Below are 12235 nucleotides of genomic sequence, written 5' to 3' on the forward strand. Positions count from 1 at the left end.
CCATACCGATGGGTCTGGGCGCTCCAATCGGTGGGGGAGGGGCTGTTCTAAGGCACGGGCTGCCAGGGCTCCATCCGCAGCAAAGTGCCGCCGAGCTTGGCGAAGGCGCGCTGGCGGCAGGTGAAGACGATGACCTGCTGACTCTCTGCTTGGTGGTGCAGGGCATCGAACATGCGCTCGATCCGGGCATCATCCGAATAGACGAGCGCGTCATCGAGAATGACCGGCACGGCTTCGCCGTTGCGTGAAAGCAGCCGGGCAAAGGCAAGACGCGTGAGGATGGCGAGTTGCTCGCGCGTGCCGCCGCTGAGCACGTCGAGCTTCTCGTCGAAACCATCCCGCACCATGGTGCGGGGCAGGAGAGTCTCCTCGTCGAAGGTCACCGAGGCATCGTCAAACAGCAGCCCAAGCAGCGGGCGCAATTCCTGGAGCAGCGGAGCGAAATAATGGTCCCGCGTCCGGGTGCGTGCCTCTTCAAGTGCTGATCGAAGACGCATGAGCACCGCCACCTCCCGGGCATAGGCGGCGACTTTTCGCTCGGCCTCTGCCAGTTGGTCACGGGTCTCCTGCAGAGCCTCCTCGACGGCGCTTTCCGAACGAGTCTGGATGCGGCCGTCCAGGGACGCCGCCTGCTCGCGCGCTTCTGCTATCTCCTTGCGGGTGACCTCGGCGACGGAGTGCAGCCGCCGGTGGCGGGCCTCAAGGCTTGCAAGGTCAGGCGCATCCCGCGACAGGTCGGCGACTGCGGCCATGGCGTTGGCATAGGTGTGTTCGGCCGCAGCGGCCTCGTCCGCCAGCTTCCCGTCCCGCTCGGCGCGCGCGGCCTCGGGACCGAGGCTGTCCGCAAGGCTCATCAGGCTGGAGGTGAGGCTGGCCGCCCGCCGCTCCGCCTCCACCACGCCTTCTCCCGCCACGTCCGCGCGCGCCTGTGCCGCGCGCACCTCTTCCCGGCCCCTGCGCACATCCATCTCGATGGCCGTCAGGCGCGCGCGGACGTGATCCGGGTCCTGCGTCACTTCGGCCGTGTCCTGTGCCTTGGCTTCCAACTGCACAATCTGCTCGCGCAAGGCAGAAAGGCCGTGCGGGGCCAGGAGGGCAAGGCGCTGGCGGGCGAGCTTGACCTCGCCATCCATCTCCCGCCACCGGATTTCCCGCAGGCGCCCTGCCGCCAGGTCCGCAATGCCGATCTGGTCCAGGAGCCCCCGCCGCCGAGCCTCAGCCTTGCGGATCTCGTCGAGGCCCTCGCCGTGGGTGGGAAACGATAGCGTCAGGCGCCCCACGCCCTCGATCTCCAGGGTGGTCGAACCGGCCAGCAATCGCTCCTCTTGCGGCGCGAGCGGCACCCCTTCGATCGCCACCCGGCCGACTGCCCCCGGCTGATAATCCATGCGCAGATGGGGTGCGCGCGCCGTTGCGGCGGCCCTCAGGACCGCCAACTGCGCCTCCACCTTCTCAAGTTCGGCCAGCGTACCGGGAGGGATGGCATGGCCTCTTAGCGCGGCCTCAAGGCTCTCCAATTGGCTCCGTGCTTCTGTGGCCTGGCGCAGGATGTCGCGGGCGTGGGCCAGTGCCCGGCGGGCCTCTTGCGCGGCGACGGCCCGCTCCAGGCTGGCGAGCTGCTCGCGCAAGGCGCGTTCCTGCGTCTCTGTCGCGGTCAAGGCCACCATGGCGTGGCGCGCCTCGTCCTGCGCCTGCCTCTGTCGCTCGCGCGCCTCTTCGCGAAGACCTGTCGCCTGGGTGGTCTCTCGGGCGAGCTGAGCGTGGCGCGAGAGTGCCTCGCGAAAGCGAGCCAGCGCGGCCACGGCCGTGTCGCGCCGGGCTTGCATGGCGGCGGCCTCGGCGCGCGCGGTCGTCAGGGCCTGCGCTTGGGCCTGGGCCTTGGCCAATGCCGCAGCCGCTGTCGCCACCGCCTCCTCCCGCTCCCGCGCGGCCTCGGGACTGTCGATCTCCGCGAGGCGGGCGCGCAAGGTCCGGCGCTGGTGGAGGGCGGCATGGAGATCGCTCACGCTAGCCGCCTGTTGCTCCTCGAGCTCCAGGAGGCGATCGCGTGTCTTAAGCGCTGCATCATAGGGACCGTTGGCCTTGGGGCGTCCCGTGGCTGCCGTGACGAGGCGCGATAGCTCGGCGTCGCAGGCGGCCAGCGCCTGCGCCATGCGGCGGCCGCCGGTGAGCACTTCCACTTCCCCCTGAACGGAGGTGAGGACGGTCTCCCGCGCCCGCCGCTCCGCCTCGTCCTCGGACCTGGCCTGCCGCTCAAGCCCGATGATGCCCTGGCGTACCCAGAGCAAGCCCGCAGGACCCCCGGCGCCGTCGCTGATGAGCCGGGTGATGAAGCGTTCGGCCTCATCCGCCTGGGCGAGGAGGCGCCCGCTGTCGCGCTCGCGCACCTGGGCCCGCTTGCCGGAGAGGAATTGCTTGCTTAGGCGGAAGGCGCCAGCGGGTGTGACGATGTCCGCCTCCACCAGGGGACCGCCGCCGCTATAGGGGCGCAGCGCCTTCACCGCGCCGGACGCGCTGGTATGGGCCTGGAAGAAGAGGGCATACAGGGCGTCGAAACAGGTGGACTTGCCCTGCTCATTGGCCGCGCACAGCACATTCACCCCCGCCCCGATCCCCTCGATCCGGACGCCGGTGCCGGCGAAGCGGCGCACATTGTGGAGGCGAAGCGCAGTGAGCTTCATGAGGGCAAAGCCGCGCAATAGGAGAAGAGCCGCATGAGCGCCTCGCGGGCGAGGTCACGCTCGGCCAGCGGGCGATCCGTATCGCGGCTCTCCGCCAGGAGGGAATCGGCGGCCTGCCGGAGTGCGCCGGAGCGGTCAATGAGGTCGAGATCCTCGCTCTCGCAGGTGAGGGCGAGGTCCTGTGCGTCCAGTTCCAGCAGGGCAAATTCCGGCGCGGCCGCCGCAATGGCCTGATCCAGCACGGCCCGTGCCTCCGGCCGCACCCGCCCCCTGGCTGCGATGCGCAAAAGGGCCTGACGCCGCATGGATCCCGTGGGGAGGAGGGCTGCGATGTCGCGCGCCATGTCCCCCTCGGGCAGGCAGTCCAGGGAGGCCGTGCGCCAGGTGAAGAGGCCGGTTTCCACCGGCTCCACCATGGGCGGCGCGCCGGCGCCGGCCAGGGTGACGCGCAAGGCCCGGCCCGGCGCGTCATGCTTGAAACGGTCGGGCTCGGGCGTTCCGGCATAATAGGTGCGTGTGCCAAGGCTGATCTGGCCGTGCCAGTCCCCCAGCGCGAGATAATCGAGGCCGGCCTGGGTCGCGCGGTCGGGCGCGATCACGTCGTCGGCGCTCCCATCCTCGGAGAAGGACTGAACCGGCCCATGGGCGAGCCCAATGCGCGCCACGCCTTCGACCGAGGGGGATTGGTTCATCCAGGCGGTGAGGTCCCGGCCCGGCCGCCGGGTGGTGCAGGGGGCCGGGAGAAGGAGGGCGCCGGGGCCAAGCGGCAAGGGCTCGGGAGTGGTGGCGAGCGTGAGATTCGGGGGGAGGGCCCGGGCGGCTGCCGCCCAGAGCTCCTCCGCCGCCAGCGAATCGTGGTTTCCGGGCAGGATGATCCAGCGCAGGTCGCCGTGCCCTGCCATGGCGGCCAGGGCCTGGCGAAGCACGGCGGGGCTGGGCGTCTCCGTGTCGAACACGTCGCCGGCCAGCAGGATGATGGGAGCGCCGCCCTCTCGGGCCCGGGCGGCCAGGCGATCGAGCACGGAATGGCGCGCTTCCCGAAGCCGGCCGCGGAGCTCTTCCGGCATGGAGCCGTAAGGCTTGCCGAGATGAAGGTCCGCGCTGTGCAGAAATCGGATCATCCCCGCTCTATAGCAGCACGGGCGCCGCCCCGCATGGGTTCAGAAGCGGCTCAGGAGGTCGGAGCGGAAGGAGGCGTCCAGGCGCCGCATGAAGCCCTCGGCGCAGCACATGTGCTCGTGCATGATCTGCCCCGCCTTCTGCACGTCCTGGGCCCGCAATGCGACCAGTAGCTCCTTGTGGCTGGCGATGTTTTCGTCGCCGAACCGCTCGTGCTCGGTCATGCTGGAGGAGCGGAAGCTCACCAGGTCCCGCAGCATGGCGTTCAGGAAGCGGCACATGAAGACGAGGATGACGTTGTCGCAAGCCTCGCACAGGATGTCGTGAAACTCGGTCTCCGCACTGCGCACCACCGAGCGCGCCGCCTGTTGGTTGGCCTCCTCGCACAGCCGGATATTCTCTTCCAACCGGCGATATTGGTCCTCGTTAAGCTTGCCGATGACGTTCTCGACAAGGATGACTTCGAGCACCTTGCGCAACTCATAGACGTGCTTGAAATCCACCGGCTGGAAGTGGAGATACTGGCGCAGCTGCTGCATCACGATGTCGATGGAGGAGCTCTGCACCTCCGGGCCGCCATTGGGTCCGGACACCATGCGCACCAGGCCTTCCACCTCAAGGGCTTTGAGCGCCTCGCGGATGGTGCCCTTGGAGCAGGCGTACCGCTCCATCAAAGCGCGCTCATTGGGCAGGCGGTCGCCGGGCTGAAGGCTGTCGCGGGCGATCTGCCGGCGCATATCCTCCGCCACCTGATCGGACAGCTTGATGCGCGGCAGTTTCCTGACATCCGTGCCGGATGAAGTTCGCCCGCCGCTCATCTGCTCATGCTTCCCAATTCAGGTCCCCGTCGAGGGGATATATGGGGCGCTTGAGCTTTTTGAAAGCAAACAAACCATAGTCGGACGCGGTCACCCCGCTACCGGCGCATTCCACCACCTGCGTGCACAGGGGTTCGAAGACCGGCCGGCAATACATGCGCGATTTCAGCACGAGAAAGCGGGACGGCAGGGGGGCGATGCCGAGGCATGAGAACACCCCGAGGTCCAGCGGTTCGTGAGGCTGCTCGCACACCACGATCATGGCCTGGTCGGTCTCAAAGGCCGCGGCGCGGCCCATGGAAAGGACTTGCCCGGTATAGATGGGCCCAGTGACCTTGTAGGTGCCCGGGCTCAGGGTCCGCACGCGGCCGGTAAGGCGCAGGGGCGGGCGGGGGGCAGGCAGGCCTTGTGCCGGCGTTTTATTGCCCAGGGCCAGGGTCAGGGACGCGCCTTCACCCGCCGCTAACAGGGTCGCGACGGCCTCCCGGTCCGCAATGGGACCGACGGCGATGCCGGTCTCTCCCGTGGCGAGCAGGGCCTCCAGCACATCCATGGAATCGCAGGGGCCGCCGGAATTGCAGTTGTCGCTGTGGTCGAGAAGAAGAACCGGCTTGCCATGCCCCGCCAAGCCCCGCGCGCGCGCGATCGATGCGGGCAGGGGCTCCTGGTCATAGACGAAGGCCGCCCGCTTCTCCCACGCCGCGCGGCCGATCTCGGCGGCGACCGTTCGGGCAAGGTCCGGCGTATCCGCCACCGTGACAATTGAGACGCCGGTCTCGGCCAGATCCGCGATGGGGAAGCCGCCGAACACGGTGACCGCCTGCACGCCCGGTCGCGTCTCGGCCGCGCGGGCAAGGGCAATGAGGTCCGCCATGGCGCCAGGCACAGTGGTGTTCATGCACAAGGTCGCGGCCAGCATGGGCGGGTGGCACAGTGCCATTGCGGGGCGCGGCGCGCCGTTCAGCAGCGGCTCCATCAGCCGCGCCACATGCTCGCCCGTCTCGACCATGTCCACATGGGGATAGGTCTTGAAGCCGACGATGACGTCGCAATGGTCCAGCAGGCGCTGGGTGATATTGCCGTGCAGGTCCAGGGCGACGCCGATGGGCGTATGGGGCGCTGCGCGCCGCACGCGGGCCACGAGTTCACCCTCGGCATCATCATGGCCGCGTGTGACCATGGCCCCGTGCAGGTCCAGCAGGATGCCGTCGCAGCCCCCGGCCACCGCCGCCAGGATGGCGTCCGCCATGGCATCGAAGGTGGCGTCATCGGTGGGGCCGGAGGGGTCCGCGTGGGCGATCAACGGCACGTTCATTTCGGCGCCGAGACGGCGCCCGAACGCTTCAAAGGCGCCGAGCGCCGTGGGGTGCCCTGGCGCCGCGGCGAGCGCCTCTTCTCCCCAGAGGGGACGGAAGGCCGAAAGAGGCGTCGGGACGGGAGAGAAAGTGTTGGTCTCGTGATTGAGCCGAGCGAGGACGAGGCGCATCAAGCGGCTCCCTTTGCCGGCTGTGCGGCGGCGATGCGGCGGTCATAGTCGAGCACGGCGCCGAGCAGCACCTGCGCGCCCGCGTGGCACTGTTCCTTGGAGGTGAATTCCTCCGGATTGTGGCTCAACCCCTTTTTCGAGGGCACGAAGATCATCGTGGTGGGTGCCACCGCCGCCACGTGGGCGGCATCGTGCCCCGCGCCTGAAATGATATCCCGCATGGACAGACCCGCTGCCTCCGCCGCGCGCCGCACGCTGGCGATGAGGTCGGGATGGAAGGCCACCGCAGGGACCCGCGAAATGGGGCGCAGGTCAAAGGTCAGGCCGAGCTCGGCCACCACCTGCTCGATCAGCGCCTTCACCTCGGCTTCCAGGGGATCAAGAACGGCGTCGTCATGGTGGCGCAGGTCGATGGTGGCGCGCACCCGGCTGGCGATGACGTTGTGGGAATTGGGCGTGATGTCCAGGAAACCGATGCTGCCGACGGCGTCGGGATAGGTCTTCGCGATACGGTCAATGCCGTCGATGATGCGGGCCATGCCCAGCAGCGCGTTGCGCCGCATGCCCATGGGCGTCGACCCGGTATGGGCTGCGGTGCCGTGTACCTCCAGGTCGAACCAGCGCATCCCCTGGACGCCCTGGACGACGCCGATGGTGGCGCCCTCCGCCTCCAGGATGGGCCCCTGCTCGATGTGCAACTCGAACATCGCGCCGATCTCGATGGACCCGGCTTTCGCCGCACCCCGATAGCCGATGGCCTCCAGTGCACTGGCGAAGGTTTCGCCGTTCACGTCCTCCCGGCTGTCGCAATAAGCACGGCTATAGGCGCCGGCATAGCAGCCGGAGCCCAGCATGGCGGGGGCGTAGCGGGAGCCTTCCTCATTGGTCCAGTTGGCGATCATCAGGGGCGCTTCGGTGCGGAAGTCCGCCTCATGGAGCGTGCGGACCACTTCCAGCGCCGCGAGCACACCGAGAACGCCGTCGAACTTGCCACCGGTGGGCTGGGTGTCCAGGTGGCTGCCCATGGCGATAGGGGCGAGGTCTGCGCGGCGGCCGGGGCGGGTGGCGAACATGTTGCCCACTTCGTCCACGGTGATGGTCATGCCGAGGTCGCGGCACTCCCCTGCGAACCAGTCGCGCACGGCCTTGTCCTCTGCGCTCAAGGTCAGCCGTGCGATGCCGCCGTCGGGCGTCCCGCCCATGCGGGCGGTGTCCATCAGGGCGTCCCAGAGGCGGTCGCCATTCACGTTCAGGTTGGACATTCTCTTCTCGCTTCCCGCTCAGGCGGCCTTGACGCCCAGATAGCGGTCGATGATGGACGTGTTGGTCCGGAATTCCTGGGCACTCGCCTCGTGGGCGATGCGACCCAGTTCCAGGATGTAGTGCCGGTCCGCCAGCTGGCCGCAGACCGCCAGGTTCTGCTCCACCAGGAGGATGGGCACGCCGTCGTCACGGATCTTGCGGATCTGGTCGACGATTTCCTCCACGATGATGGGGGCAAGGCCCTCCACGGGCTCGTCAAGCATCAGGACCTTCGGGCCGCCAAGCAGCGCGCGGGCAATGGACAGCATCTGCTGCTCGCCGCCGGAAAGCTGGCCACCGCCATTGCGGGCGCGCTCTTTCAGCCGGGGAAAGATGCGGTAGATGTCCGCCAGCGACCATCGGGCGCCCTTGCGCTGGGCGATGCGCAAATTCTCTTCCACCGTCAGGAGGTGGAAGATGCCGCGGTCCTCGGGAACCAGGGAAAGGCCGGCATTGGCGATCCTGTAGGCGGGTTGCCCGGTGACATCCTGCCCCCCCAGTTCCACCCGGCCGCGCGCCGGGGTGATGAGGCCCACGATGGTCTTCAGGGTGGTGCTCTTGCCGGCGCCGTTGCGCCCAAGCAGCGTCACCACCTCACCTTCGCGCACCTCCAGGGAGACGCCGTGCAGGATGTGGCTCTTGCCGTAGAAGGAATGGATCTCGTCGACCCTCAGGGCTGGTGTCACGCCATGTCCCCCGTGATCATGTTGCCGAGATAGGCGCGCTGCACCTCCGGGTCCGCGCGCACGACGGCCGGAGGTCCCTCCACCAGCTTGCGCCCGAGACGCATGACGGTGACGGTGTCGGAGATGTTCATGACGATCCCCATATTGTGCTCGATGAAGAGCACCGTATGGTCGCGGCCCAGGTCCCGGATCAGCGCCTTCATGTCCTCGATATCGTCGATGCCCATGCCGGACGTGGGCTCGTCCAGCAGGATGAGCTTGGGACGGGCCGCCATGGCCATGCCCACCTCCAGCCGGCGCTGCTGGCCGTGGGAGAGCTCGCCGGCAAGACGGTTCGCGACGCCGCTCAGGGCAAGGCGTCCCAGCACATAGTCCACCGTCTCCAACGCTTCCTTGTTGGCGTCCGCCCGGCCCCAGGGCAGCAAGGCGGGCCACGGGGTGCGGCCCTGGCTGGCGAGGCGCAGGTTTTCCTTCACGGCGAGGTTGGGAAAGAGGCTGGTGACCTGGAACGAGCGGGCGATGCCGGCACGCACGCGGTCATCATCCGAAGTGTCGGTAATGTCCCGGCCTTCCATCAGGATGCGCCCGGCGGAGGCGCGAACCCGGCCGGTGAGGGCGTGGAAGAGGGTGGTCTTCCCCGCCCCGTTGGGGCCGATGATGGAGTGCACCGAATTCTTGCGGATGGTCAGGTTGACCTCGGCCAGCGCCACGAACTTGCCGTAGGTGATGCCGAGCCCCCGGGTCTCCAGGGTGATGTCTGGGGCCGTGTTCGAGGTCTCAGACATGGCCGCCCTCCCGCGCATCCTTGGGCGCCGTCTTGCGGCTCGTGAGGGCGGCACTCGCCTTCTCCACGAGCCCCCACAGTCCCCGCTGCATGAACAGCGCCACCACGATGAGCGCGAGGCCCAGCAGCAGCAGCCAGCGCGGCCAGATGGTGGAGAGCGCATCCGCCATCAGCAGGAAGAAGCCCGCCCCCAGCACCGAGCCGAACAGGCTCGACGTGCCGCCTATGATGGTCATGATGAGGATCTGCTCGCTGGTGTGGTACTCGATGTTGGAGAGCGGCGCGACGCCGATCAGCATGGCGTGGAGCGCCCCGCCGAAGGCCGTCACCGCGCCGGAAATGGCGAAGGCCTGGGTCTTGAAGACCTTGGTGGGAAAGCCGATGGCGGCGGCGCGCGGCTCGTTCTCCCGGATGGCCAGCAAGGTCCGCCCGAAGGTGGATTGCGTGACGATCAGCAGGAGGCCGAACACCACCACGAAGCATATGGCGACGAAGATGTAGTAGGCCCAGGGATCGTTCAGCACGCCGCCAATATTGGGGCGCGGCACGTCCAGAATGCCGTTGTCGCCGCCGGTCAGGTCACTGAACGTATAGGCCAGGAAGTAGAAGAGCTGGGAAAAGGCCAGCGTGAGCATCACGAAATAGACGCCCTGCCGGCGGATCGACAACCAGCCCACTGCCGCCGCCACCACAGCTCCGAGCACGGTGGCGCCTGCGAGCACGACCGGCACCGCAAGGCCATAGCGCGTCAGGCCAACGCCGGCGAAATAGGTGCCGAGGCCAAAGAAGATGCCCTGGCCGAAAGACAGGAGCCCCGTATAGCCCAGCAGCAGATTGCAGGCGGCGACCACGATGGCGAAGATCAGAACTTCGCTCGCCAGGATGCCGGAAGACAGGCAGAAGGGCAGGGCGAGGGCCACCGCGACAGCGAGGCCGAATTGAACGAGAGGGCGGTCGACCACGTTCATCTCATGCCCTCCCCAGGAGGCCGCGGGGACGCAGGGCAATGACCAGCGCCATGGCCACATAGATCATCAGCCGCGCGCCTTCGGGCCACAGCGTCGTCATGAGGCTCTGGATGACGCCCACCAGGATGCCGGCCACCAAGGCACCCGTATAGCTGCCCATGCCCCCGATCACGACCACCACGAAGGCGATGGCCAGTGCCTCGGCGCCCATGAAGGGCTCGACGCCGCGAATGGGCGCGGCAAGGGCCCCAGCAAGTCCCGCCAGCCCCGCCCCGAAGCCGAACACGGCAGTATTGATGCGCAGCGTGTCATAGCCCAGCAGGGCCATGTTGGAATGGGATTCAGAGCCGGCCCGCACGATGGCGCCCAGTCGCGTGCCCTCCAGCAGCCACCACAGCAGCCCCGCCAGGACAGCGGTGAAGGCAATGGTGAAGAGGCGGTATTCGGGATAGACGAAATTGCCGAGGATCACGACGCCCTGGAGCCCGTCGGGCGCCGGCACGCTGCCGCCGAGCGGTCCCCACAGGATGATCGTAACCTCCTGCACCACCAGCGCCAGGCCCACCGTCACCAGGATGTGGAAGGAGTGAGGCAGGTTGTAGATGCGCCGCAGGAGCAGCACTTCCACCAGGGCCGCAAGGCCCGCCACGATGAGGGTCGCGACGGGCATGGCGATCCAGAAGTCGAAGCCGCGCGAGACCAGGTCGTAGGTGAGATAGGCGCCCAGCAAATAGAAGGCGCCGTGCGCGAAGTTGACGAACTGGAGCAGCCCGAAAATGACGCTCAATCCCACCGCCAGCAGGAAGTAGAGCATCCCGAGGCCGACGCCGTTCAGGATCTGGAAAAGATAGATCAAGCGACACTCCCGATCGCCAGGGACAGCCCGCCGCACCGCGCGCCTTCATCCGGCCGGCGACGGCGCGGCCCCATGAGCCGCCACCGTCGGGCCGCGCCGGGGGACGCGGATGTGGAGTGAACCCGCTACGGGGCGGGTCACGTGTCTGCGGGCGAGCAGGCCCGCCCGATGGGCCCTCAGGCGGGCATCTTGCAGCCGGCCTGCTCGGGCGACAGGAACGATTTGCCCGAGCTCAGGATCTCGGCGAAGTCGTCCTTGTCCTTCATGGCGCTCTTCGCCTTGCCCTTCAGCAGGTAATAGTCCTTGATCACCTGGTGATCAGCGGCGCGGATTTCCTCGCGGCCGGTGGGGCCTTCATAGCTCAGCCCCTCCAACGCCTTGGCAACCGCGGGGCCATCGGTGGATCCCGCCTTGACGGCGCCGTCCAGCAGCAGCTTCGAGCAGATATAGGAGCCAACGAACGAGTAATTCGGGCTAGAGCCGTACTTTTCGCGCACCTTGGGAACGATGTCGCGATTAAAGGGCGTGTCCGCCGTGTGCCAATACTGGGCGCCGAAATAGATGCCCTCGCACACATCAGCGCCCAGCGCCTCGAACTGCTCTAGCCCCGAGGCCCAAGCGACCAGGATCGCCATGCGCTTCTTCATGCCGAAGCTGATGGCCTGGCGCAGCGTGTCCGACGACTGCGAGCCGAAGTTCAAAAGAAGCAGAACGTCCGGCTGGGCGGCCATGGCATTGGTGAGATAGCCGGAGAATTCCTTGTCCGTCAGAGAGTGGTAGCTGTTGCCCACATGCTGGATGCCCTTCTCGGCGAAGATATCCTTGGCCGCCTTCAGCAATCCCTCTCCGAAGACATATTGGGGCGTGATCGTGTACCACTTCTTGGCGTTGGGCAGCAGGTTGATGAGCGGCCGCACCGTTTGATTGATCGCGCCATAAGTGGGCACCGACCAGCGGAAGGTGGCGCGGTTGCAGTCCACGCCCGTGATCTCGTCCGCGCCGGCGGTGGTCATGAAGGCGCCCTGGCCGCGATCCACTTCCTTGCCCATGGCGAGGGACTCGGAGGACAGGATGCCGCCGGCGAACAGCTTCACGCCGTTCTGTGCCATGGCGTCCTGCACCTTGCGTACGGCCACCGCAGGCTTGCCCTCGGTGTCGAGATCGAGCGTGGAGACCTGCTTGCCGCTGGCCTTGGAGACCACTTCGGCGGCCATCTGTGCGCCCATGGTGGCGTACTTGCCGTTGGCGGCATAGGCCCCCGAAATCGGGACGGGCACGCCGATCCGCAAGCCGTCATCGGCCGCCAGAACGCGGCGCGACAATCCAGGCGCCGCAACCGCCGCCGCCAGACCCGTGGTTACAAGGAATTGCCTGCGATCCATGTCCAGTCCCTTTGCTGAAAGGTTCATTCTTCTATTCATCATATTTATGCGTATAGATCGGATCGAGGCAAGCGCATTCTGGCGCCGGACTGCGCGTTTGACGCGGCGGCAGACAGCCGCCCGCTGGTTGCGGGATCGGCGGGAAAAAGGGGG

10 protein-coding genes are annotated in these 12235 nt (G+C 67.5%); all 10 read right to left on the bottom strand.

The window, feature by feature from the left end; genetic code table 11:
• Positions 1–47: 47 nt before the first annotated feature.
• Positions 48–2681: an AAA family ATPase gene (locus PV781_RS13370; protein ID WP_274776120.1), complete on the bottom strand. Its 2634-nt coding sequence runs from the start codon at positions 2679–2681 to the stop codon at positions 48–50.
• On the bottom strand, positions 2678–3802 hold the full coding sequence (locus PV781_RS13375; RefSeq protein WP_274776121.1) for a metallophosphoesterase family protein: 1125 nt from the start codon (positions 3800–3802) through the stop codon (positions 2678–2680). The genes PV781_RS13370 and PV781_RS13375 overlap by 4 nt, the downstream gene beginning before the upstream one ends.
• 39 nt (positions 3803–3841) lie before the next feature.
• Positions 3842–4618: a FadR/GntR family transcriptional regulator gene (locus tag PV781_RS13380; protein ID WP_274776122.1), complete on the bottom strand. Its 777-nt coding sequence runs from the start codon at positions 4616–4618 to the stop codon at positions 3842–3844.
• A gap of 4 nt (positions 4619–4622) precedes the next feature.
• A complete protein-coding gene (locus PV781_RS13385; protein ID WP_274776123.1) occupies positions 4623–6104 on the bottom strand; it encodes a M81 family metallopeptidase in 1482 nt (493 codons plus the stop codon).
• Positions 6104–7366: a Zn-dependent hydrolase gene (locus tag PV781_RS13390; RefSeq protein WP_274776124.1), complete on the bottom strand. Its 1263-nt coding sequence runs from the start codon at positions 7364–7366 to the stop codon at positions 6104–6106. Before PV781_RS13390 ends, PV781_RS13385 begins: the two co-directional genes overlap by 1 nt.
• Positions 7367–7384: 18 nt before the next feature.
• Entirely contained in the window at positions 7385–8092 is a 708-nt protein-coding gene (locus PV781_RS13395; protein ID WP_274776125.1) for an ABC transporter ATP-binding protein, read from the bottom strand.
• Positions 8089–8877: an ABC transporter ATP-binding protein gene (locus tag PV781_RS13400; RefSeq protein WP_274776126.1), complete on the bottom strand. Its 789-nt coding sequence runs from the start codon at positions 8875–8877 to the stop codon at positions 8089–8091. Before PV781_RS13400 ends, PV781_RS13395 begins: the two co-directional genes overlap by 4 nt.
• Complete coding sequence (locus tag PV781_RS13405) at positions 8870–9844, bottom strand: branched-chain amino acid ABC transporter permease (protein ID WP_274776127.1); 975 nt, start codon at positions 9842–9844, stop codon at positions 8870–8872. The genes PV781_RS13400 and PV781_RS13405 overlap by 8 nt, the downstream gene beginning before the upstream one ends.
• Before the next feature lies 1 nt (position 9845).
• Positions 9846–10700, bottom strand: coding sequence for a branched-chain amino acid ABC transporter permease (locus tag PV781_RS13410; protein WP_274776128.1), 855 nt, complete (start codon positions 10698–10700; stop codon positions 9846–9848).
• Positions 10701–10876: 176 nt separating this feature from the next.
• Positions 10877–12109 (bottom strand): ABC transporter substrate-binding protein, encoded by a 1233-nt coding sequence (locus PV781_RS13415; protein WP_274776129.1) that lies wholly within the window; start codon positions 12107–12109, stop codon positions 10877–10879.
• Between the last annotated feature and the right edge of the window lie 126 nt (positions 12110–12235).

It is taken from the genome of Aquabacter sediminis (genome assembly GCF_028863665.1).
In the GTDB taxonomy this organism is placed as follows: Bacteria; Pseudomonadota; Alphaproteobacteria; order Rhizobiales; family Xanthobacteraceae; genus L1I39.

What these genes read in the sequence shown, in the direction of transcription:
- PV781_RS13370 (WP_274776120.1), bottom strand. Translation starts at nt 2,681, where the DNA reads ATGAAGCTCACTGCGCTTCGCCTCCACAATGTGCGCCGCTTCGCCGGC.
- PV781_RS13375 (WP_274776121.1), bottom strand. Translation starts at nt 3,802, where the DNA reads ATGATCCGATTTCTGCACAGCGCGGACCTTCATCTCGGCAAGCCTTAC.
- PV781_RS13380 (WP_274776122.1), bottom strand. Translation starts at nt 4,618, where the DNA reads ATGAGCGGCGGGCGAACTTCATCCGGCACGGATGTCAGGAAACTGCCG.
- PV781_RS13385 (WP_274776123.1), bottom strand. Translation starts at nt 6,104, where the DNA reads ATGCGCCTCGTCCTCGCTCGGCTCAATCACGAGACCAACACTTTCTCT.
- PV781_RS13390 (WP_274776124.1), bottom strand. Translation starts at nt 7,366, where the DNA reads ATGTCCAACCTGAACGTGAATGGCGACCGCCTCTGGGACGCCCTGATG.
- PV781_RS13400 (WP_274776126.1), bottom strand. Translation starts at nt 8,877, where the DNA reads ATGTCTGAGACCTCGAACACGGCCCCAGACATCACCCTGGAGACCCGG.
- PV781_RS13405 (WP_274776127.1), bottom strand. Translation starts at nt 9,844, where the DNA reads ATGAACGTGGTCGACCGCCCTCTCGTTCAATTCGGCCTCGCTGTCGCG.
- PV781_RS13415 (WP_274776129.1), bottom strand. Translation starts at nt 12,109, where the DNA reads ATGAACCTTTCAGCAAAGGGACTGGACATGGATCGCAGGCAATTCCTT.